At 59.1% G+C, this 21036-nt stretch carries 20 protein-coding genes; 6 read left to right on the top strand and 14 right to left on the bottom strand.

What is annotated here, in order from left to right:
- Positions 1-130: 130 nt before the first annotated feature.
- Positions 131-829 carry an NAD(P)H-flavin reductase gene (gene fre / locus ACTG2W_RS12825; protein ID WP_069556155.1) on the top strand — a complete coding sequence of 233 codons (699 nt, stop codon included), beginning with the start codon at positions 131-133 and terminating at the stop codon, positions 827-829.
- 217 nt (positions 830-1046) lie between these two features.
- Complete coding sequence (locus ACTG2W_RS12820; RefSeq protein ID WP_106844557.1) at positions 1047-2060, top strand: GGDEF domain-containing protein; 1014 nt, start codon at positions 1047-1049, stop codon at positions 2058-2060.
- A gap of 54 nt (positions 2061-2114) precedes the next feature.
- Here ACTG2W_RS12820 and ubiK read toward each other — a convergent pair whose 3' ends face one another.
- The 8 genes from ubiK to ACTG2W_RS12780 form a co-directional block, all read right to left on the bottom strand.
- Positions 2115-2372, bottom strand: coding sequence for a ubiquinone biosynthesis accessory factor UbiK (gene ubiK / locus ACTG2W_RS12815; RefSeq protein WP_106844556.1), 258 nt, complete (start codon positions 2370-2372; stop codon positions 2115-2117).
- A 141-nt stretch (positions 2373-2513) separates the two neighbouring features.
- Positions 2514-3347, bottom strand: coding sequence for a rhomboid family intramembrane serine protease GlpG (glpG, locus tag ACTG2W_RS12810; RefSeq protein ID WP_106844555.1), 834 nt, complete (start codon positions 3345-3347; stop codon positions 2514-2516).
- A complete protein-coding gene (glpE, locus tag ACTG2W_RS12805) occupies positions 3344-3667 on the bottom strand; it encodes a thiosulfate sulfurtransferase GlpE (protein WP_005355913.1) in 324 nt (107 codons plus the stop codon). The genes glpG and glpE overlap by 4 nt, the downstream gene beginning before the upstream one ends.
- A gap of 122 nt (positions 3668-3789) precedes the next feature.
- Positions 3790-4491, bottom strand: a complete 702-nt coding sequence (locus tag ACTG2W_RS12800; RefSeq protein WP_005339433.1) for an ABC transporter ATP-binding protein — start codon at positions 4489-4491, stop codon at positions 3790-3792.
- A 10-nt stretch (positions 4492-4501) separates the two neighbouring features.
- Complete coding sequence (gene livG, locus ACTG2W_RS12795) at positions 4502-5275, bottom strand: high-affinity branched-chain amino acid ABC transporter ATP-binding protein LivG (RefSeq protein WP_106844554.1); 774 nt, start codon at positions 5273-5275, stop codon at positions 4502-4504.
- On the bottom strand, positions 5272-6540 hold the full coding sequence (locus tag ACTG2W_RS12790) for a high-affinity branched-chain amino acid ABC transporter permease LivM (protein ID WP_181281706.1): 1269 nt from the start codon (positions 6538-6540) through the stop codon (positions 5272-5274). Before ACTG2W_RS12790 ends, livG begins: the two co-directional genes overlap by 4 nt.
- On the bottom strand, positions 6540-7466 hold the full coding sequence (livH, locus tag ACTG2W_RS12785) for a high-affinity branched-chain amino acid ABC transporter permease LivH (protein ID WP_005339439.1): 927 nt from the start codon (positions 7464-7466) through the stop codon (positions 6540-6542). Before livH ends, ACTG2W_RS12790 begins: the two co-directional genes overlap by 1 nt.
- A 66-nt stretch (positions 7467-7532) precedes the next feature.
- Positions 7533-8654 carry a branched-chain amino acid ABC transporter substrate-binding protein gene (locus tag ACTG2W_RS12780; protein ID WP_181281705.1) on the bottom strand — a complete coding sequence of 374 codons (1122 nt, stop codon included), beginning with the start codon at positions 8652-8654 and terminating at the stop codon, positions 7533-7535.
- 434 nt (positions 8655-9088) lie between these two features.
- On the opposite strand from ACTG2W_RS12780, the gene ACTG2W_RS12775 reads away from it, so the two are divergent.
- Together ACTG2W_RS12775 and ACTG2W_RS12770 are read left to right on the top strand one after the other, a co-directional pair.
- The gene (locus ACTG2W_RS12775; RefSeq protein WP_005355925.1) at positions 9089-10093 is read left to right on the top strand and encodes a substrate-binding domain-containing protein; all 1005 of its coding nucleotides are present in this window, start codon (positions 9089-9091) and stop codon (positions 10091-10093) included.
- 250 nt (positions 10094-10343) lie between these two features.
- The gene (locus ACTG2W_RS12770) at positions 10344-12608 is read left to right on the top strand and encodes a methyl-accepting chemotaxis protein (RefSeq protein WP_106844552.1); all 2265 of its coding nucleotides are present in this window, start codon (positions 10344-10346) and stop codon (positions 12606-12608) included.
- A gap of 74 nt (positions 12609-12682) precedes the next feature.
- On the opposite strand, the gene ACTG2W_RS12765 is transcribed toward ACTG2W_RS12770, so the two are convergent.
- Both ACTG2W_RS12765 and ACTG2W_RS12760 read right to left on the bottom strand, forming a co-directional pair.
- Positions 12683-13177, bottom strand: a complete 495-nt coding sequence (locus ACTG2W_RS12765) for a DM13 domain-containing protein (RefSeq protein ID WP_040069868.1) — start codon at positions 13175-13177, stop codon at positions 12683-12685.
- Positions 13178-13303: 126 nt separating this feature from the next.
- Positions 13304-13681 (bottom strand): CesT family type III secretion system chaperone, encoded by a 378-nt coding sequence (locus ACTG2W_RS12760; protein WP_019446305.1) that lies wholly within the window; start codon positions 13679-13681, stop codon positions 13304-13306.
- 198 nt (positions 13682-13879) lie between these two features.
- Between ACTG2W_RS12760 and ACTG2W_RS12755 the strand changes: the two genes are divergently transcribed.
- Entirely contained in the window at positions 13880-15415 is a 1536-nt protein-coding gene (locus ACTG2W_RS12755; RefSeq protein ID WP_106844551.1) for an ADP-ribosyltransferase, read from the top strand.
- Between the two features lie 118 nt (positions 15416-15533).
- Here ACTG2W_RS12755 and ACTG2W_RS12750 read toward each other — a convergent pair whose 3' ends face one another.
- Positions 15534-16298, bottom strand: a complete 765-nt coding sequence (locus tag ACTG2W_RS12750) for an EAL domain-containing protein (protein ID WP_106844550.1) — start codon at positions 16296-16298, stop codon at positions 15534-15536.
- 375 nt (positions 16299-16673) lie between these two features.
- Here ACTG2W_RS12750 and ACTG2W_RS12745 point away from each other — a divergent pair, with 375 nt between their 5' ends.
- Complete coding sequence (locus ACTG2W_RS12745; RefSeq protein WP_106844549.1) at positions 16674-17285, top strand: biosynthetic peptidoglycan transglycosylase; 612 nt, start codon at positions 16674-16676, stop codon at positions 17283-17285.
- Here ACTG2W_RS12745 and ACTG2W_RS12740 read toward each other — a convergent pair.
- From ACTG2W_RS12740 to glyQ, 3 genes are all read right to left on the bottom strand, one after another.
- Complete coding sequence (locus ACTG2W_RS12740) at positions 17229-17882, bottom strand: hypothetical protein (RefSeq protein WP_146142135.1); 654 nt, start codon at positions 17880-17882, stop codon at positions 17229-17231. The two genes, ACTG2W_RS12745 and ACTG2W_RS12740, sit on opposite strands and share 57 nt — an antisense overlap.
- Positions 17883-18010: 128 nt before the next feature.
- On the bottom strand, positions 18011-20092 hold the full coding sequence (gene glyS, locus ACTG2W_RS12735; protein ID WP_106844548.1) for a glycine--tRNA ligase subunit beta: 2082 nt from the start codon (positions 20090-20092) through the stop codon (positions 18011-18013).
- A 9-nt stretch (positions 20093-20101) separates the two neighbouring features.
- A complete protein-coding gene (glyQ, locus tag ACTG2W_RS12730) occupies positions 20102-21025 on the bottom strand; it encodes a glycine--tRNA ligase subunit alpha (RefSeq protein WP_005339464.1) in 924 nt (307 codons plus the stop codon).
- Between the last annotated feature and the right edge of the window lie 11 nt (positions 21026-21036).

Genomic DNA, 21036 nt, shown 5'->3' with positions numbered 1-21036 from the left:
TTGCTGCAAAAAGTGATGCGATCCGCACTGATTTGAGTATTCTCGACTGACGGGGCCAGGGCTGCTGGTCGTCACTCCATAGTGAAACAATGAGCGAAGCGGGCCGAGCGAGCCCGCCACAAGGACAAGAATGCAACGTATCAAATGCCGCGTAGAGGAACTGCGCGAATATGTCGACACCATCTGGCATGTGGCCCTGGCGCCGCAGCAAGCGATCAGCTTCAAGCCGGGCCAGTATCTGCTGGTGGTGATGAGCGATTCGGACAAGCGCCCCTTCTCCATCGCCAACTCGCCGACCCGCCCGGGCGTGCTGGAGCTGCAGATCGGAGCCACTCCCGAGAACGCCTACGCCGGTCAGGTGCTGGCCCGCATGCGTGAGCAGGGGGAGATCGAGGTCGAATTGCCGGCTGGCAAGGCGTTCCTGCGCGATGAATCCCCCCGTCCGCTGATCCTGATGGCGGGCGGCACCGGTTTCTCTTACGCCCGCTCCATTCTGGAGTACCTGATCGACACTGGCAGCAAGCGTCCGGTGTTCTTCTACTGGGGTGTGCGTCAGGCTCACTGGCTCTACGAACTGGAGCAGATGCAGCAGTGGGAGCGTGACTATGCGCCGCTCACCTTTATTCCGGTGGTGCAGGAGCCGGAGGCTGACTGGACCGGCAAGAGCGGGCTGGTACACAAGGCGATCATGGATGACTTCGTCAGCCTCCACGACTACGACATCTATGTCGCCGGCCGTTTCGAGATGGCGGGTGCCGCGCGTGAGGAGTTCAAGATCCTCGGCGCCGAGCCGGAGCGCATCTTTGGTGATGCCTACGAATTTATCTGACGGGATCCCCGTCTGGATGACGCAGCCCCCGGTTTTGCCGGGGGCTTTTTTTTGTGGCTGCCGCAGTATCGGATCGCTCTGAATGGTTGGATTATCGCGGCGTTATCCCATTATTTTTCAATATTTTGACTATGAATAGCTACTAATCAAACGTAGCTGATGGCATCTTTGTGAGGGATTGACAAGATCATCCATAGAGCAAGCACAAGGAGGCGCAGTGTTGAGTGAAGAGGGCAGGGCATCTGCGGAGGATGACAGGGGAGAGACCGGCTCTGTCGAGCGGGTCGCAACGCTGATCCCGTCCCCTCATGGCGGTGAAATGGCCCGTTTGCAGGCAGAAATCGCCGCTTTGAAGCATGAAAACGGCCTGTTGCAGGAGAAGCTCAATGCTGCCCTCGATGGCACCGGCATCTGTCTCTGGCAGGGCACCATTCCCACCGGCGAGCTGCGGGTCTTCAATCTGCAGAACTTTCAGGCCGGTGACATGGCCCCTCATTTCGATCAGTGGAGCGCCAAGCTCCATCCCGACGATCGCGCCCATGCCATGGGCAGCTACTTTGCCCACCTTGAGGGCAAAACCCCCTTCTATGAAGCCGAATACCGCACCATCAGCCCGGCCGGAGAGATCACTTGGCTGTGGGATAGGGGACGGGTCGTCGATCGGGATGGCGATGGCAAGCCGCTGCGGATCATGGGCTCCCATATCGATATCACCCAGCGCAAGGCTTATGAGCAGCGACTGGCGGAGCGCGCCAACAGCGACGCGCTGACCGGCTTGCTCAACCGGCAGGGGTTTGGCAAGGCGTTTGCCCAGCTACAGCCGCAAGGGGCGGGGGCGCTGCTCTTTATCGATCTGGATGATTTCAAGGGAATCAACGACCAGCTGGGGCACGCCTGCGGCGATCTGGTGTTGCAGCAGATGGCGGACTGGCTGCGCCTTATTATGCCTGGCTCGGCGCTATGTGGCCGTTACGGCGGCGACGAGTTTGTGGTGCATCTGCACCGGGATGTGTCGAGCCATGGCCTAGCGCAACTGGCTGACGCCCTGATCAGCCGGATGCATGGCTATGTGCCCAAACCCGGTTGCCCGCAACGGGTGGGGCTGAGTATCGGCATCGCCCTTTGGGAGGAGGAGCCATTGAGCTTCCGGCAGGCATTGGAGGTGGCCGACAGGGCCATGTATGAGGCCAAGGCACGCGGCAAGCGAGCCTGGTATCTGCTTCAGGTGTGATGGTTTTTACAGGTTCAATACAAAGCAAAAACCCCAGCCGAGCTGGGGTTTTCGTTATTCGCCTTTGGCGCCGATCTGCTGCTCGAGCTGAGCCAGCTTGCTTTCGAGGGCGGCCAGTTTTTCACGGGTACGCAGCAGCACCTTGGTCTGCACGTCGAACTCTTCGCGGCTGACCAGATCCAGCTTGCCCAGTTGGGCTTGCAGTACCTGACGCATCTTCTTCTCGGCCTCTTCACCCATGCTGCGAATGCCGGGCGGCAGGGAGTTGTGCACCTGCTTGGCGATCTCTTCCAGTTTCTTCGGGTCGATCATGATGTCCTCCTTAAGCGTTGGCGGACATTCTACCGACAATTCCCTCACTTTGCCGAGATCGCGGCGGCTTTTTACCATTTGTGCTGCCAAGCAAACGCCGCCCTTCGGGGCGGCGTTCTCGTTTCTGCAACTGCTGAAAAATCAGGTCGGTTGGTGGTTGCGATCCAGCCAGCCTTGCAGCAGGCCGACCAGCAGGCCGGTCAGGTGGGCAATATTGGCCGTGCTGGTGCCGAGCATGTCGAAGAAGCCGAGCACCATCCAGAACAGCATAAAGCCCATCAGTGCCGGTGGCAGAGTCAGGCCACAGGCCGGTTGCAGCTTGCTGCGCAGCCAGCAGTAGCCGAGCAGGGCATAGACCACGCCGGAGAGGCCGCCAAACAGCGGGCCGCTGGCAAAGAACTCGGCGATATTGGGCAGGGCGGCGCCCACCAGCAGCAGGATCAGCAGCTTGCCGCTGCCGAGGCGCTGCTCGATCTGGCCGCCGAGATACCACCACCACAGCAAGTTGAACACCAGATGGAGCACCGAGAAGTGGATCAGGGCGGGGGTGAAATAGCGCCATGCCTGCCAGTCGGTGAACTGGGCCAGCGTCGGGTGGAATGCCAGTTGATCAAAAATGGGCAGGCCGATGGCCTCGACGCCGTAGATGGCGAGACAGGCGATGATGACCACCAGCGTCAGTGGCCCCGCCTGATGGAGGAAATCGGTGATGGGGTCCGTCATCCCCTTGCTGTAGTCGATGCGGGCATCGGCGCGGCCGGATTGCCAGGAGGCCTCCATGTAGCGCGGGTGGCCCGGCTCGGCCAGAAAGCGCTTCACCTCCAGTTGGGCCTGAGCGAGGCGTTGCTCGTCCGCCAGCCAGATGGTGACCCCCAGCTCGGACTGGGTCAGCTCGCAGGAGATCCCCAGGGTAGCCAGATAGTCCACCAGCGCCTGCGCCATGCGGGCATTGTCGAGCACCAGCAGCTGGATCATGCCTCGCCTGCCTCGATGGGAAACTCGCGGCGCCACGCTTCGAAGCCGCCATCCAGACTGTAGACCTCGTCATAACCCTGTTGCAGCAGGTATTGGGCCGCCCCCTGACTGCTGTTGCCGTGATAGCACATCACGATGACCGGGGTATCGAAATCCACTTCGTTCATAAAGCGCACCAGAGTGCCGTTGGTGAGGTGGAAGGCACCGACCGCGTGGGCCGCTTCAAAGGACTGCGGGTCGCGAATATCCACCAGACGGGCTTCACCCGCGCTCAGTTTCTGGTGGGCATCATGGGCATTGATATGGGCAAACTGGTCCATCGGGATGTCCTGCGAATAGGTTGATTACGGGCCAGTGTACCGCAAGCTTGGGCGCAAACTAACCCCACAAAAGATAAGGGAGCCAGCGGCTCCCTTGTTGATATGGCATGCGGGTCAGTGGGTTAACCGCCCAGATAGGCCTGCCGCACTGCCGGGTTGGCCAGCAGGGCGGCTCCTGTGTCTTGCAGCACCACGTGGCCGTTCTCCAGCACATAACCGCGGTCGGCCAGCTTGAGCGCCTGGTTGGCGTTCTGCTCCACCAGAAAGATGGTCATCCCCTTCTGCCGCAACTGTTCGATGGTGTCGAAGATCTGCTGGATGACGATGGGGGCCAGCCCCAGCGAGGGTTCATCCAGCAGCAGCAGGCGCGGTTTGCTCATCAGGGCGCGGCCGATGGCCAGCATCTGTTGCTCGCCGCCGGACATGGTGCCTGCCCGCTGTTCCAGTCGCTCATGCAGGCGCGGGAACAGGGTGAATACCTGATCCAGCAGGCCATGCTGCTCGGCCTTGTCGACGAAGAAGGCGCCCATCAGCAGGTTCTCCTCCACTGTCAGGCGGGCGAAGATACGGCGCCCCTCCGGCACTACGGCGATATCCTTGCGCATGATGCGGGCGGTGGTGAGGGAGCTGATCTGTTCCCCCTCAAACCAGATGGAGCCGCTGCTGGGCTTGGGTTCACCGCAGAGGGTCATCAGCAGGGTGGTCTTGCCTGCGCCGTTGGCGCCGATCAGGGTGACGATTTCCCCCTCTTTCACCTCGACGCTGACATCGTGCAGTGCCTGAATTTTGCCGTAGTGGGTCGATACGTTGCGAAGTTCTAACATCTTTTTGTCCTTACGACTCGCCCAGATAGGCCTTGATCACTGCCGGATTGTTGCGGATCTCATCCGGCTTGCCGTGGGCCAGCGGGGTGCCCTGGCTGACCACGAAGATGCGGTTGGAGATACCCATCACCAGCTTCATATCGTGTTCGATCAGCAGCACCGAGACCCCGAATTCGTCCCGCAGGCTCATGATGAGCTCATCCAGCTCGTCGGTCTCCTTCGGGTTGAGGCCGGCAGCCGGTTCGTCCAGCATCAGCAGCTCGGGGCGGGTCGCCATGCAGCGGGCGATCTCGAGCCGGCGCTGCTGACCGTAGGCCAGATTACCGGCGGCGCGGTTGGCAAGATCCTTGAGGCCCACTTTATCCAGCCAGAAGGCGGCCCGCTCCAGCCCCTCCTGCTCGGCACGGCGGAAGGCCGGGGTCTTGAACAGGCCGGCGATAAAGCTGGTGTTGAGGTGCTGGTGCTGGGCAACAAGCAGGTTCTCCACCGCCGTCATCTCCTTGAACAGCCGCACGTGCTGGAAGGTACGCACAATCCCCTTGCGGGCGATGAGGTGGCCGGGCAGCCCCTGGATTTCCTCACCCTTGTAGCGGATGATGCCGCCGCTCGGGCTGTAGAAGCCGGTCAGGCAGTTGAAGATGGTGGTCTTGCCCGCGCCGTTGGGGCCGATGATGGAGATCACCTCGCCCTTGTCGATATCCAGTTTGACCCCGTTGACGGCCAGCAGGCCCCCGAAGCGCATCGACAAATCAGAGACTTCCATTAACTTCTGATGTGTACTCATTTCTTCAACTCCAGATGCGGACGGGTCATCGGCAGCAATCCCTGTGGCCGCCAGATCATCATGAACACCATCAAGAGGCCGAACATCAGCATGCGGTACTCGTTGAATTCGCGGGCCAGCTCCGGCAGTACCGTCATCACGATGGCAGCCAGCACCACCCCGATCTGCGAGCCCATGCCACCCAGCACTACGATGGCAAGCACGATGGCCGACTCGATAAAGACGAAGGATTCCGGGCTGATAAAGCCCTGCCGCGAGGCAAAGAAACTCCCCGCGAAGCCTGCGAAGGTGGCGCCTATGGTGAAGGCGGTCAGCTTGATGATGGTGGGGTTGAGCCCCAGCGATTTGCAGGCGATCTCGTCTTCCCGCAGCGCTTCCCAGGCGCGGCCCAGCGGCATGCGCAGCAGGCGGTTGATGACGAACAGGGTCACCACCACCAGCACCAGCGCCATCAGGTAGAGGAAGATCACCTTGTGGTTGGCGTTGTAGGTAATGCCGAAGAAGTTGTGGAAGGTGTCAAAGCCCCCATCCTTGACGGTGCGGTTGAGCTCCAGACCCCCCAGCGTCGGCTTGGGAATGCCGGATATGCCGTTCGGGCCGCCGGTCAGGGTGGTCATATTGTTGAGCAGGATGCGGATGATCTCGCCAAAACCCAGGGTGACGATGGCCAGATAGTCCCCCCGCAGCCGCAGCACCGGGAAACCGAGCAGGAAGCCGAAAGTAGCGGCCATCAGCCCGGCGATGGGCAGGCACTCCCAGAAGCTCAGCCCGAAGTAGGTGTTGAGCAGGGCATAGCTGTAGGCGCCGACCGCGTAGAAGCCGACATAGCCGAGATCGAGCAGACCGGCGAGGCCGACCACCACGTTCAGCCCCAGCCCCAGCATGATGTAAATCAGGGTGAGGGTGGCGAGATCGATGGCACCGCGAGAAGCCATAAAGGGCCAGCTCACCGCAAACAGCAGCACCAGCACGGCGGTGAGGTTATAGAGCTTGGGTGCCTCTTCCGGGCTCGGCAGCACCAGCTTGGTGAAGCCGACCGAGAAGCCGCTGATGGAGGCCTGAAACAGCTTGGCAATCTGGCCGCGCAGCATCTGGAACCAGAAGACAATGGTGGCTCCCCCCAGCAGCCAGGCCAGCGATACATCGAGGCGGCTTACTACCTGCAGGCTGGAACCATCGGTCTCCAGCTTGAAGCCGAGCAGCCAGAAGGAGAGCACCAGCAACACCAGGCTGGCGATACAGGCGTGGATAAATTGATGTTTCATCACACTTTCTCCACTTCCGGACGACCCAGAATGCCAGTGGGCATAAAGAGCAGCACAAAAATGAGCAGGGCAAACGCCATCACATCCTTGTACTCGGTGCTGAGATAACCGGCGGTGAGCGCTTCAACCACGCCGAGCAGCAGGCCGCCCAGTACGGCGCCCGGAATGCTGCCTATACCGCCCAGCACTGCGGCAGTGAAGGCCTTCAGACCGGCCATAAAGCCGAGGTAGGGGTTGATGACGCCGTAATACATGCCGAGCAGCACCCCGGCGACGGCGGCCAGCGCGGCCCCCAGCACGAAGGTGATGGAGATGACCACGTGGGTGTCGATGCCCAGCAGGTTGGCCATCTTGATATCTTCCGAACAGGCGCGGCAGGCGCGGCCCATGCGGGAGCGGCCGATGAACTGGGTCAGCGCCAGCATGGTGATGAAGGTCACCACGAAGATGATCAGCTGCATATAGGAGAGGCTGGCCTGAAAACCATCCTCACCCCCCAGGGTCCAGCCACCTGAGATCAGGCTGGGCATGGCGATATCCCGCGAGCCCTGCGCCATCCGCATCATGTTCTGCAAGAAGATCGACATGCCGATGGCGGAGATGAGAGGGATCAGCCGGTTGCCACCGCGCAGTGGCCGGTAGGCGACCCGCTCGATGCTCCAGCCATAGGTGCCGGTGATGATGATACTGACCAGGAAGGCGCCGCCCAGCAGCAAAAAGGTGCTGTCGATGCCCATCATCATGAGCCCCGCCATCACCATAAAAGCGACATAGGAGCCGATCATGTAAACCTCGCCGTGGGCGAAGTTGATCATGCCGATGATGCCATAGACCATGGTGTAGCCAATGGCGATCAACGCATAGGTGCTGCCTATGGTTAATCCGTTCAGCAGTTGCTGAACCAGATAGAGGAGGTGTTCGGACATACTGCGTTCCCTGTACTTGCCCGCAAAGAGAGGAGGGGGTGAGCGTACTCACCCCCGATCGGCAGATTATTTGACTTGGCTGGAAGTACCGTCAGCGTGCCACTGGAACACACCGAATTCGAAGCCTTTCAGGTCACCGTTCGGTGCCCAGGTCAGGGGGCCCATCACGGTATCGATCGGCGCACCCTTGATGGCGGCGGCAACGGCGGCCGGGTCATCTTCACCCGCCTTGGCGATACCGGCTGCCAGGGTTTGCACCGCAGCATAGGTAGTCCAGACGAACGGGCCGGAGGAGTCCTGACCCTTGGCCTTGAACGCAGCGACCAGCGGGGCGTTGGCAGGTACCAGATCGTATTTGTTCGGCAGGGTCACCAGCAGGCCTTCGGAAGCCGGGCCACCGATGGCGGAGATATCCTTGTTACCCACCCCTTCCGGGCCCATGAACTTGGCTTTCAGCCCCTTCTCACCAGCCTGACGCAGGATCAGGCCCAGCTCAGGGTGATAGCCGCCGTAGTAGACGAAATCGACGTTCTCTTTCTGCAGCTTGGCGATCAGGGCGGAGAAGTCCTTGTCACCGGCGGTGATCCCTTCAAAGGCCACCACTTTCACGCCAGCCTTGTCGAGCGCCGCTTTGACGCTGGAAGCGATCCCTTCGCCATACTGCTTCTTGTCGTGGATAACGGCCACGCGCTGGGGTTTGACCTGCTCGATGATGTACTTGGCGGCAGTCGGGCCCTGATCGCTATCCAGGCCGATGGTGCGCAAGGTCAGCTGGTAACCGCGCTCGGTGATCTTGGGGTTGGTGGAGGCGGGGGTGACCATCAGGATCCCCTCGTCTTCATAGATGTCGGAGGCGGGCAGGGTGTTGTCGGAGCAGAGGTGACCGACCACGAACTTGACGCCGTCGTTCACCACCTTGTTGGCAACGGCCACCGCCTGTTTGGGATCGCAGGCATCGTCATAGACGACCGCTTCGATCTGCTTGCCATTGATGCCGCCAGCCTTGTTGATCTGCTCGACCGCCATCTTGCCGCCGGTGAACTGCATGTCCCCGTACTGGGCGACCGGGCCGGTGACCGGGCCTGCGATACCGATCTTGATGGTGTCTGCCGCGTGGGCGATGGAGATCGATCCAAACAGAGCCAAAGAAACCGCTGCGCCAACTGTGATTTTGCTCAACTTATGCATTGATTCGTCCCTTAATCAGTGGATTGTTTCATTTCCGTGTGCCATTCCGGATCGACATCCCGTGCATCCGGCTATAGGTATGGTTCTATCATTCCTCACGGGGCAATAACAAGCTGTTAAAGATACTAACCAGAGGGGGTTGGATGGGCGGATTTTGAAATAAATGACCTGTTATCTTCGGCCAATTAGAGTTTAATTTTGATTTGTTGACTTAACATCTTGGTAACGAGAGGCGATTCTGACAAACGCCAGAGGATTAATCTGGCGATATTTTACTCTGACAGCGCTCCCATTTTGACCACAATCCATTTGCGCAAACAGAAATGAGCGCCTAAATTAGCCGGCATTGACAATTCCATGGCAGAGCTCGTTAAAACCAAGCCTTTATTCGGGAAATCTGCTAATGTTCCGCCTTTGACAGTCAGGAGACAGAGATGGCCACTATCAAGGATGTCGCCTCGCGCGCAGGCGTATCCATCTCCACCGTCTCACATGTGCTCAACCACACTCGGCGGGTCAGCGAAGACGCGACCCAGAAAGTGATTGAGGCGGTGGCAGAACTCAACTACGCGCCCAACTCGGTAGCGCGCAGTCTTAAAATAAATTCAACCAAGACCATTGGTATGCTGGTCACCACCAGCGTAAACCCCTTCTTCGCAGAAGTGGTGCAAGGGGTTGAAGCGTACTGCTTCGAACAGGGCTACAGCCTGATCCTCTGCAACACCGAAAACCAGCCGCCTCGCCAACAGCATTACCTGAGAATGCTGATGGAAAAACGGGTGGATGGCCTGCTGGTATTGGGTACCGATATCGACACCCCGTTGCGCGACATGCTGCGCATCCACAAGAACGTGCCGCAGGTGGTACTGGATTGGGGCACGGAGTGCGATTTCGCCAACGTCATCAACGACAACGCCCGCATCGGCGCCCGCATGGCCGTACGCCATCTGCTGGAGCTGGGGCACCGCGACATCGTCTGCATCACTGGCCAGCTCTCCAAGCCGACCACCCAGCAGCGACTGGACGGGGTGCGTGATGCGCTGGGCGAGCACGGTCTGACCCTTAAAGATGAACAGGTCTTTGAAGGGGACTACGAGAGCCAGAGCGGCTTCGATGCCATGCAGCGCATCCTGGCCCTGCAGCCTCGTCCGACCGCGGTCTTTGCCTTCGACGACCCCATGGCGATCGGCGCGATTTGCGCTGCCTGGGAAGCCGGAGTCAAGGTGCCGGACGATATCTCCATCATCGGCTACGACGATGTGGAGATGGCGCGCTTCTCCAGCCCGCCGCTGACCACCATCCGTCACCCTAAGGCCGAACTGGGCCAGCTGGCGGTGAAGCATCTGGTCAGCCGGATCCGCAACAAGGAGCTGGAAGTGGAATCGATGACGGTACAGCCCGAGCTGATTGTCCGTCGCTCGGTCAAACCGCTGCGTTAATCCGCACCCGTTGCCAAAACGAAAAACCCCCTCTGTCACGAGGGGGTTTTTGTTTATGGGCGGGTTACTTTCAACCAGTGGCTCGCAGCGCCGATCTCGGCTTTGCTGGTGAATATCCCCCTGTTTGACCCACCTCGCATTTTGCCTGTTAATCGTTTGATCAATATCAACAAAGGGTTAAGTTCTGATGGACTCCCGACTTAACCGTTCCATCCTGTAGGTTGGGTATGACTGTCAAGGATGGTGTCTTATGTTCCCCCCTCGCAAGCTGGGTCACCAGATCACGCTGCTGGCAATCGGCGGCATCGTATTGCTCGCCGTGGTGCTGCTTACCTTTAATCTGTTTGAAAATCGCCAGCGGGCGCTCGCGGCCGAGCAGGCTGCACTGCGGAGCCAGCTCCAGAATGTGGAAGCGGTGATCAAAAACACCAGCCATGAAACCGTGCTGGCAGCAACCCTGATCGCCCAGCGGCCGGATGCAGCCAGGGCTGTGGCCGACAAGGATTGGCAGACCCTCGCCAATCTGTTTGATCCGCTCTGGCCCGCCCTCAAGGCGCAGGGGATCCAGCAGTTTCACTTTCACATTCCCCCGGCTATTTCCCTTTATCGGGTACACAAGCCCGCAAATCATGGCGACGACCTCTCTACTACACGGTTGGCTGTGGTCGAGGTGAACCGCAATCATCAACCGGTCGGCGGGTTGGAGACCGGTCAGGGTGGCACCGGGATCCGCGGCGTAGTGCCGGTCACTTTCAATGGCCAGTCGGTCGGCTCGGTGGAGTTTGGCCGCGCCCTCGACACCTCACTGTTTGCCGATCTGCTGGGCAAGGACAGTCGCTTTGCCATCTATCTGTTTGAGCAGGGTAAACCCGTTATGCTGACTGGTACCTCCATGCTTGGTGAGTCGGTGGACTGGTATCAGGAGGTATTGGCGGGAGAGAGCCGCTTCACCACCATCAAGCAGCAGGGGAGCGATTTTCTGGTGATGGCGGCACCGTTGCGCGACTTCTCCGGCAAGGCGGTCGGGGTGATCGAGTTGGCGCGTGATCACAGTGAGGTTGCAGCCGCGCTGGTACGCCAGAGCTGGCAGATGGTAATGATCGCGCTACTTGGCACCGCTCTGATTGCGGTGGCGCTGGTGCTGCTGCTGGCGCGTCTTAGCCGTCCGCTGCTCGACAGCGTCAAGGCGCTGGAGGCGCTGGCCAATGGCTCCGGCGATCTCGGCAGCAAGCTGCCGGTGGCAGGGCCGGAGGAGATCCGCCGCCTCGGGTCGGCGTTCAATGGCTTTGTTGCCAAGATCCGCGACACCATCAGCCAGCTCACCGCCACTCTGGGCGAGCTGGCTGGCGAGAGCGAGCGGCTGTCGCGCAGTGCGGCAGGCAACCTTGGCAGCATGACGCGCCAGCAGGAGCAGACCACCCAGCTCGCCACCGCCATGACCGAGATGACCAGCACGGTACACGAGGTGGCCAACAACACGGCACAGGCGGCCGAAGCGGCCAACGAAGCTGACAATCAGGCGGTTACCGGTGATGAGGTGGTGCAGCAGAGCGTCAACATGATCGAACAGCTGGCGGAGGAGATCGCCAGCGCGGGCAACACGGTGAAAGAGGTCGCCAAGGCCAGCGAGCAGATAGGCTCTGTGCTGGCGGTGATCCAGTCCATCGCCGAGCAGACCAACCTGCTGGCCCTCAACGCCGCCATCGAGGCGGCCCGGGCCGGTGAACAGGGGCGCGGTTTTGCGGTGGTGGCCGACGAGGTGCGCTCGCTGGCAGGCCGCACCCAGCACTCCACCGCCGAGATCCGCGGCACCATAGAGCAGTTGCAACGGGCGGTGGGCACCACGGTGACCATGATCGAGCACAGTGTCTCGCGAGCGGGGGAGTCGGTGGAGCGGGCCAATCAGGCGGGGGAAGCCCTCGGCCGGATCAAGGGGGCGGTCAACAGCATTCGCGACATGAATACCCAGATCGCCGCCGCTTCGGAAGAGCAATCCTCGGTGAGCGACGAGATCACCCGCAATATCGTCAGCGTCCACGAGATTTCCCAGGCCACCACGCTGGTGGCGCGGGATACCGCCCATATCGCCAGCCATGTGGCGACCCTGGTGGACAAGCTGGGGGATCTGGCCGGGCAGTTCCAGGATGGTTCCAACGTGCGGATGGTGCTGAGTCGCGCCCGCGCCGCTCATATGGGCTGGAAGACCCGGGTGCGGGCCTATCTGGATGGGCAGGAGGGGCTGTCGCGCAGCGAGGCGGTCAGTGACAAGGAGTGCCGCCTTGGTCACTGGTACTTCAGTGAAGGGCAGGCATGCTGCGGCGATCAACCGGCCTTCAGGGCGATCGCCGCCCCCCACGCCAGACTGCATCAGGTGATCCAGCAGGTTATCGAGCTGAAAAATCAGCACAAGCATGAAGAGGCGGAGGCGCTCTACCGCGAGATCGAGCAGAACTCAGAGCAGGTAGTGGGCTGCATCGATCAGCTGCTGCGGGAGATGACCACGCCGGAGCGTTAATGACGAGCGGGCCGGATAGCCAAAGGGCTGACAGCGATGTCAGCCCTTTTTCATGGTGCGGGTCTGGGGCGAGGTTACTGCTCCGGACGCAGATCCTGATAACGGGCGGCGGTGATGAACTGGCCGAAGGTTTCACACCAGACGATCACGCTGCTGTAGCGGGCCGGATCGATCGTGGCGGGCAGCGGCACGATAAAGTTGTCGAAGGTCTTCACCGGCCCGACTCGCACCATCTGATCCTTGAGGCGGGCAAAATCGGCTTCGGTCTCGACAAACTCGGGGGAGAGGTAGAGCTGGTAGTCCGGCCCGGGGGCCAGCTTGCCCATCAGGCTGACGGCATCCGGCCCTATGCTCACCTTGCCCTCCCCCCAGTGCAGCCGATCGCTGTCTTTCAGATCCCGGCGAAAGGTGCCGTGGAATCTCGCCTGCTGCTGGCTGGCCGCGACCTGCTCGGTATCAGGGGCGGGTGGCGCGATCAGGATCGGCAGGGTGTAGACACCAGCGGCAAAGCCTGCCGCCGCGACCAGCAGATGGGTGCCCAGCAGCAGGGCCATGGTTTTGCGTTTCATGATATCTCGGTCGTTGATGAATTGATGGCAAAACCATACCAGTCCGGGGACCCGCTGCCCAGTTTGCTCAGGCCAGAGGTGTAGTTATCCATCTATGGTGACGTGGGGTGTGGTCACGCTAATGGCTCAAGGCCGGATAGTGCCGTCCTGGCCTTTGTTGATCTCGCTGGCGGCGTGTACCAGCTGTTCCAGCTGGTGGTGGATCTGGGTGCGATCCAGTTGCTGCAAGGGCTGGCGACTCCACAGTACCGGTGTCAGGCTCTCGGTATCGAAACCCAGTACCGGTTTGCACGGGTCCTGACTGAAGAGGTTCTGGGCGGCCGCCTGAGCGCTGGTGGCCGCGTCGAGGCGGGTAAACATCAGCAGATAGTCGGCCGGGTGTTCGGTCAAGTGACAGGTCAGTTCGCCGATCTGCAGGCTGGTGACGCTCTCCTCCTGTTGCGGCGCAGGCAGGGAGAGGGAGAGAAACAGCTGGTGGATGGCGGCGTGATAAAGAGAGTTCATTGATGGCTCCAGATTGATGATGGCGCCATTAGAGCAGGTCACCGCCAACGGCACTGTTAATGGTGGCTCTCTTTTTTTAGCTTTTCGGTCAGCGAGATAGTACGCCGCGCTCAGTACAAAAATCGCGACCAATCCCGATAGTCCCTGTTGATGGCCTCTCCTAGACTGGCGGCGAAACATCACAAGAAGACAATCATCATGCAGATTCAAGCAAACACCGTCGGCACACAGGCCGTCGCTCACCACAGTGATGCAACCACAGGGGTTGGCCGGATGGGCCAGCTGGAGGCGCGTCAGGTCGCTACCGGACAAGATGCGATCTTGCTGGGCAACCGCAGCGAACCGCAGAAAGGGCAGGGGCTGCTCTCGCGATTGGGGGCCCAACTGGCCCGTCCGTTCGTGGCCATCAAAGAGTGGATTGGCAACCTGCTGGGGAGTGGCAAGAGTACCGCTGCGCCGAAGGCGCAAACCGCCACGTCTCCCGAGGATCTTCAGCGTCTGATGAAGCAGGCTGCATTTGGTAGCTCGCTGGGTGGCTTTGCCAAGGCGGACGTGTTGAACAACATCGCCGCCGAACAACTGGGCAAGGAGCACGCCACTCTGGCGACCGGCAACGGCCCACTGCGCTCGCTCTGCACCGCGTTGCAGGCCGTTGTCATCGGCTCCGAGCAGCCGCAACTTCGTGAATTGGCTGCCGGGCTGCTGGCTCGCCCCATCGCCGGTATCCCGCTCCAGCAGTGGGGCACTGTGGGAGGCAAGGTGACCGAGCTGCTCGCCAGCGCCACCCCCGAACTGCTGCAGGAGGCGATGAGCCAGCTGCACACCGCGATGGGTGAAGTGACCGACCTGCAGCGGGCCGTCAAGGCTGAAATCGCTGGTGAACCGGCGCAAAGCGCGGCCACAACAGCGGATGCGGCACCCGTCCAAAGCGGTGAGAGCAAAGGGGCTGCTCGCGAACAGGTCGCCATGGCGCGGCAGACCCCGGCCACCGGCTACAAGCTGGCGCTGGATCTTATCAGCTATCAGGCCAGTTACCTGCTGCGGGATCAAACCTCGACCGAGGTGACCCTGAGCAGCAGCGATCTCAATGCCCTGCATCAACACATTGCCGATGGCTCCATCAACAGTTCCCACATGGCCAAGTTGCAGACCCGCGGCGATCTGCAAACCCTGCGTACTCTGGCGCTCTCGCTGGCCAGCGGCAGCGATGCCAAGGGCTCTTCCCTTGGTCATGCCCTCGACAGTCTCGCCTCGGCGCGCCCCAACCAGCGGTTGGTGCTGGGCGGCCTGATGCAGTTTGCCGGTCAGACCGATCAGGCGTGGGTGAACCATACAGCTGGCAAGCCGGAGGAACGGCTCGATGCCGGGGCGCGACTGCGCTTTGACACCGGCCATATGCAGGCGGAGCTGGGGCGTCTCGGCGACAGCGAGGCACGGCAGGTACTGCAACAGCTGGAAGGGGCTTTTGGTGATCGGGCCAGGGCTATCTGCGACTTCGCGGTGGCTCAGGTCTCCGGCTTTGCCGATAGCGAAAGCAGCCCTGAGGCCGTGCTGGTCTCCCGCCTGACCCGCATGGGCAATCTGGTGGGCAGCCTGACCGATGCGCTCAAGGAGCGGCTGCAACTGCCCGGGTCCGCCCGTGGCGAGCCGACCATGATCGACTCCGCCAGCCAGCTGACGCCGCTCGAACTGGCTGCGCTGGCTCATATCGGCGTCGATGAGAGCTATCTGTAAACCGTCAGCACACAGCCCCTCGGGGCAAGGTGATATGACATAAAAACGGACACCCTCGGGTGTCCGTTTTCTTTATTCGGGCGGGAGTGGGCTGAGGGGTCAGTGCAGACCGATTTGCTTACAAGCTGGCGAAATCCACCTCGGGCAGGGTTTCGAAGCCGGGGTGGGCAAACAGATAGCCCTGCATCAGGCTGATGCCCATCTCCTGCAGGCAGACCATCTCTTCGCGGGTCTCGATCCCCTCCGCCAGCGGGGTGATCTGCAACTCGGCAAGCAGGGCCAGAGAGTGGCGCACTATGGCTTGCCGGGTCGGGTCATGGTCGATGCCGCGCAGCAGGTGCATATCGAGCTTGACGATATTGGGGTGAAAATCGGCCAGCAGGTTGAGGCCCGAGTAACCGGCGCCAAAGTCATCGATCGCCGTTTTGAAGCCGAGCGCCTGATAGTGATCGACGATGCCGCGAAGATGCTGGCTATCCTGCACCTGCTCCACCTCGGTCAGCTCGAACATGATCTGCTCGATGGGGAAGTGGTGCTCGCGGGCCGCCTGCAGGGTGGTGCGGATGCAGCGCTCCGGGCGGTAGACCGCATTGGGCAGAAAGTTGATGCTCAGCATTCCCCGCATCTCGAGCCGGGCGGCCAGCGCGATGGCCTTGATCCGGCACAGCTGGTCGAAGCGGTAGCGATTGCCATCGTTGACCCTGGCAATCACGCTCTGCGCCGGCTCGTTGTTGAGCCCCCGCACCAGCGCCTCGTAGCCGAAGATGGTGCGCTTGCTGCAATCGACGATGGGCTGAAAGGCCATGGTGAAGTCGAAGTCGAGATCGGCTTTCTCCTGACACAACTGGCAGATGGCGGGGGACGGGGCGGCAGGTATATCCATGACTTTCCTCTTGGGCGTGGCGGCGCTGGGCACTGTCTCAAATGATAACAGCTCATTACTCCTCTGTAGGTTCGATTAGCGCAGCGTAATCGGACGAACGAGAGGCTTTGATTACGGTTGTTGCCGTGAAACAGGATCGGCCAGCTGGAGGGGAAAATTCGGCTTGCGGTTATGGCGGGAGAGTTTATTTACGCGAACGTCCGATTACGCCTGACGGCTAATCGAACCTACAGGTTTCGTGATTCTATGAGTTATACAAGCTAGTTTATGTGATGGTTAACTCTATCTCTATGAGGTGTAACTGATTGTTTTTAATAAATCTGTGAAGTAATATAAGACTCATTTATATCATGCGTGTGATAACAGGTTATAAATATGACTGCCCAACCATTTAATACTCGACATTATAGAAAATTCAGAAATCTATTAATTGATTTAAACAGAGACCTGTTATCTATTTCACATAAAATGTGCGAGTCAGATAAGTATGGGGAGTTTACCGAACTAGAGCATTATGTGATGGCCTTGGAAGACCGTCGATTTGTGAATCATTGTGGTTTTGATATCAAGGCATCGGCAAGAGAGCTGATCAAGAAAATACGAAGAAAAAAGCATGGAGGTGCTAGTGCTATAGATATGCAAATGGTTAGAACCATTACCGAATTTAAAGATATGACAATATATAGAAAGTTATATGAAACGCTACTGTCTTGGCTGGTAAATTTTCATTTCACAAAAAAACAAATAATACGCTGCTACTTAAAAAATGCTTTTTTTGGCTCTCGTCTCATAGGTGCAGAAAAAGCAGCAAATGTACTATTTAATAAAGAACTGTCTATGCTAGAAAAGGATGAAAGTGCATTTATTGCAGCTATGTTATTGAGACCAAAGCCTTTAAATCCAAAAAATGAATGGTTTGAAATTGTTAAATCAAGAGCGTCTTATGCGCAGAGCGTGCGGGTTCTTGTTGAAGAGGGCTCGAAATAGAGTCCAAGTTGAAGCTTTTGTTAGATTATGCTCGGCCAAAGCTTCAGTATCGCCATCCATAATCTGTTTCCAACGACTATTGGAGTGTTTAATGATTTCTGAAGATATTCTTCTGGTTTCTGTAAAAGCAGAATCAAGATGTCTTTTACCCGAAAATATAGAGTCTATAGAGTGACCGTATTTTATTAATTTGTAAATCGAATTGTGAGCATATCTAAAGTTATCATGAATATTTCTTTCAATATCTCTAGCGTAGTCATACATATCAATGCTGTAAAGCTCTATGAATAAAGGGTTTAAGTTTTCATTCCAATTGTCTTTAGCCTTTTTATATTCCTCCCTAGCTTGTTGTAATGTATCACTATCTTTTTTAAATTCTTTATCAGCCAGAGAGTCGAGAAGCAGGCGGCTATAATAAATGCGCTCGCCAGACATTTTTTCTAATGACTTAGCTATTTCACGCAGCTTATCAATTTCTCGCTCTGAACGATTAGTCTTTATTTGATGTAGAAAGTTCTTCTCTTGGAAGCGACTTGATACATATAGACCAACTACACCGGTTAGAAAAAAACTCACGATTATATTTGCTAGTTCCATCTTTACGGCTCATCCTAATTATATTATGAACACTATATCTTTAGTTAAACGTATATTCAATATCATAAAGTGTTCAAAAAAACGGCGCCTTTACGGCGCCATTTTAATATCAATCAACCCAACCAATATCACTGCAGCAGGGAGATATCCGCGACTTGCAGGAACAGGTTGCGCAGGTTGTTCAGCAGTGCCAGACGGTTGGCCTTGAGGGCTTCGTCGTCGGCCATCACCATGACTTCGTTGAAGAAGGTATCGACCGGCTCGCGCAGGGCGGCCAGACGGGTGAGGGCAGCCTGATAGTCACCGGCGGCGAACAGCGGGGCCAGTTCGGCTTGCAGTTCGGCAACTTGGGTGGCCAGCGCCTTCTCGGCGGCATCGACCAGCAGTTCCGGTTTGACGGCAGTCGGCAACTCGCCTTCGACCTTGGCCAGAATGTTGCTCACGCGCTTGTTGGCGGCAGCCAGTGCCAGTGCGGCATCCAGGGTGCGGAAGTGGCTGACGGCCTTGACCCGACGATCGAAGTCGAGCGGACGGGTCGGGCGGCGGGCCAGTACGGCCAGCACCACGTCGGCACCGATGCCTTCGTCCTGATAGGCGGCGCGGAAGCGGCCCAGCATAAAGTCGACCACGTCGGTAACGACGGTTTTGTTGGTCAGCTTGTCGCCGTAGACGCGTACCGCTTCTTCAACCAGTTCAACCAGATCCAGATCCAGCTGCTTCTCGGTCATGATGCGCAGGGCACCGATGGCGGCGCGACGCAGGGCGAACGGGTCCTTGTCACCCTTCGGCAGCATGCCGATGCCGAAGATACCGGCCAGGGTGTCGAACTTGTCGGCTAGCGCGACGGCGCAGGCAACCAGACCGGACGGCAGGGCATCACCGGCAAAGCGCGGCATGTACTGCTCGTTGAGGGCCACGGCCACCGCTTCGTCTTCGCCATCGTGACGGGCGTAGTGCATCCCCATGACACCCTGGGTGTCGGTGAACTCGCCGACCATGTTGGTCATCAGGTCACACTTGGAGAGCAGACCGGCACGGCGGGCCTGAGTCACGACGGCACTATCGCCACCACTGATGCGCTCGGCGATAAAGCCGGCGACGGTCTCGATGCGCTCGACCTTGGCCTTGACGGTGCCCAGCTGCTGCTGGAACAGCACGGTTTCAAGGCGCGGCAGGCGGGAGGCCAGGGTCTGCTTGAGGTCGGTCTTGAAGAAGAACTCGGCGTCTGAGAGACGGGGGCGAACCACCTTCTCGTTGCCGCTGATGATCTGGCTCGGGTCTTTGGACTCGATGTTGGTGACGAAGATGAACTTCGGCAGCAGCTTGCCGTTCTTGTCGTAGACCGGGAAGTACTTCTGGTCACCCTTCATGGTGTGAACCAGTGCCTCGGCCGGAACGGCCAGGAACTTCTCTTCGAAGTTGGCGGTCAGCACCACCGGCCATTCGACCAGTGCGGTCACTTCTTCCAGCAGGGCGTCGTCCAGATCGGCCACGCCACCGAAGGCGGCAGCGGCCGCTTCGACGTCAGCCTTGATCTTGGCCTTGCGCGCCATAAAGTCGGCAATCACCATGCCGCGCTCCTGCAGGATCTGCGGGTACTGGCTGGCGTTGTCGATGGTGAATTCGCTCTCGCCCATAAAGCGGTGACCGCGTATGGTGCGGGCAGAGTCGATACCCAGAATGTGGGCGGGCACCAGCTCGCCATCCAGCAGCAGGGTCACGGTGAAGACCGGACGCACGAACTGGATGGTCTTGTCGCCCCAGCGCATCATCTTCGGGATCGGCAGCTTGGCCAGTGCGGAGGCAACCAGCTCACCCAGCAGATCTTTGGCCGGACGGCCTTCGACCTTGGCGGTGTGAACCAGCCACTCGCCCTTGTCGGTGACCAGACGCTCGGCCTGCTCAACGGTGATGCCGTTGCCACGGGCCCAGCCTTCGGCAGCCTTGGTCGGCTTGCCTTCGGCATCGAACGCCTGCGCTACGGCCGGGCCGCGTTTCTCGATGCTCTTGCTCGGCTGTTCGCCGGCTAGCTCGCTAACCTTCAGCGCCAGACGGCGCGGTGAGGCAAACCACTCGACGTCGCCGAAGGCCAGATCGGCCTTGGTCAGTTCGGCTTTGAAGTTGTCGGCAAAGGCTTCGGCCAGGGAGCGCAGGGCTTTGGGCGGCAGCTCAGCAGTACCGATCTCTACCAGAAATGTATGTTGTGCCATGTCCGTTCCTTAACCTTGCTTGTTCTCACTGCGCTGACACATCGGGAAGCCCAGCGCTTCGCGGGAGGCGTAGTATGCCTCTGCCACGGCCTTGGTCAGGGTGCGAATGCGCAGGATGTAGCGCTGACGCTCGGTGACCGAGATGGCCTTGCGGGCATCCAGCAGGTTGAAGGAGTGAGCGGCTTTGAGGATGCGCTCGTAGGCAGGCAGCGGCAGCGGTTTTTCCAGTGCCAGCAGATTCTGGGCTTCCTTCTCGTACTGCTCGAAGCAGTGGAACAGGAACTCCACATCGGCGTGCTCGAAGTTGTAGGTGGATTGCTCCACTTCGTTCTGGTGGAAGACGTCGCCGTAGGTGGTCTTGCCCAGCGGGCCGTCAGACCAGACCAGATCGTAGACGCTGTCCACGCCCTGGATGTACATGGCCAGACGCTCGAGACCGTAGGTGATCTCGCCGGTGACCGGCTTGCACTCGAGGCCGCCAACCTGCTGGAAGTAGGTGAACTGGGTCACTTCCATGCCGTTCAGCCACACTTCCCAACCCAGACCCCAGGCACCCAGAGTCGGGTTTTCCCAGTTGTCTTCCACGAAGCGGATATCGTGGATTTCAGGATCCATGCCCAGCTCTTTCAGGGAGCCCAGATAGAGTTCCTGAATGTTGTCGGGGGAAGGCTTGATGATCACCTGGAACTGGTAGTAGTGCTGCAGGCGGTTCGGGTTTTCACCGTAGCGGCCGTCAGTCGGACGGCGGGACGGTTGCACGTAAGCGCAGGCGATGGGCTCCGGGCCCAGGGCACGCAGACAGGTCATGGGGTGGGAAGTACCGGCACCCACTTCCATATCCAGCGGCTGAATGATGGTACAGCCCTGGCGGGACCAATAGTCCTGCAGCTGCAGGATCAGGCCCTGAAAGGTTTTGACATCGAATTTTTGCATAATTTTTTTCG

The sequence above is a fragment of the Aeromonas sp. 96A genome (assembly GCF_051919165.1).
In the GTDB taxonomy this organism is placed as follows: Bacteria; Pseudomonadota; Gammaproteobacteria; order Enterobacterales; family Aeromonadaceae; genus Aeromonas; species Aeromonas veronii.
The sequence above is the reverse complement of the archived record's forward strand: the minus strand, read 5'-3'. Positions and strand labels throughout refer to the sequence as shown.

Coding starts and splice junctions, on each gene's coding strand:
- ACTG2W_RS12740 (WP_146142135.1), bottom strand. CDS start 17,882: ATGGAACTAGCAAATATAATCGTGAGTTTTTTTCTAACCGGTGTAGTT.
- ACTG2W_RS12760 (WP_019446305.1), bottom strand. CDS start 13,681: ATGAACTCTCTTTATCACGCCGCCATCCACCAGCTGTTTCTCTCCCTC.
- livG (WP_106844554.1), bottom strand. CDS start 5,275: ATGAGTACACATCAGAAGTTAATGGAAGTCTCTGATTTGTCGATGCGC.
- ACTG2W_RS12800 (WP_005339433.1), bottom strand. CDS start 4,491: ATGTTAGAACTTCGCAACGTATCGACCCACTACGGCAAAATTCAGGCA.
- ACTG2W_RS12790 (WP_181281706.1), bottom strand. CDS start 6,540: ATGAAACATCAATTTATCCACGCCTGTATCGCCAGCCTGGTGTTGCTG.
- ACTG2W_RS12770 (WP_106844552.1), top strand. CDS start 10,344: ATGTTCCCCCCTCGCAAGCTGGGTCACCAGATCACGCTGCTGGCAATC.
- ACTG2W_RS12775 (WP_005355925.1), top strand. CDS start 9,089: ATGGCCACTATCAAGGATGTCGCCTCGCGCGCAGGCGTATCCATCTCC.
- glyQ (WP_005339464.1), bottom strand. CDS start 21,025: ATGCAAAAATTCGATGTCAAAACCTTTCAGGGCCTGATCCTGCAGCTG.
- ACTG2W_RS12750 (WP_106844550.1), bottom strand. CDS start 16,298: ATGGATATACCTGCCGCCCCGTCCCCCGCCATCTGCCAGTTGTGTCAG.
- glpG (WP_106844555.1), bottom strand. CDS start 3,347: ATGATCCAGCTGCTGGTGCTCGACAATGCCCGCATGGCGCAGGCGCTG.
- glyS (WP_106844548.1), bottom strand. CDS start 20,092: ATGGCACAACATACATTTCTGGTAGAGATCGGTACTGCTGAGCTGCCG.
- ACTG2W_RS12755 (WP_106844551.1), top strand. CDS start 13,880: ATGCAGATTCAAGCAAACACCGTCGGCACACAGGCCGTCGCTCACCAC.
- fre (WP_069556155.1), top strand. CDS start 131: ATGCAACGTATCAAATGCCGCGTAGAGGAACTGCGCGAATATGTCGAC.
- ACTG2W_RS12765 (WP_040069868.1), bottom strand. CDS start 13,177: ATGAAACGCAAAACCATGGCCCTGCTGCTGGGCACCCATCTGCTGGTC.
- ubiK (WP_106844556.1), bottom strand. CDS start 2,372: ATGATCGACCCGAAGAAACTGGAAGAGATCGCCAAGCAGGTGCACAAC.
- ACTG2W_RS12745 (WP_106844549.1), top strand. CDS start 16,674: ATGACTGCCCAACCATTTAATACTCGACATTATAGAAAATTCAGAAAT.
- livH (WP_005339439.1), bottom strand. CDS start 7,466: ATGTCCGAACACCTCCTCTATCTGGTTCAGCAACTGCTGAACGGATTA.
- ACTG2W_RS12780 (WP_181281705.1), bottom strand. CDS start 8,654: ATGCATAAGTTGAGCAAAATCACAGTTGGCGCAGCGGTTTCTTTGGCT.
- glpE (WP_005355913.1), bottom strand. CDS start 3,667: ATGGACCAGTTTGCCCATATCAATGCCCATGATGCCCACCAGAAACTG.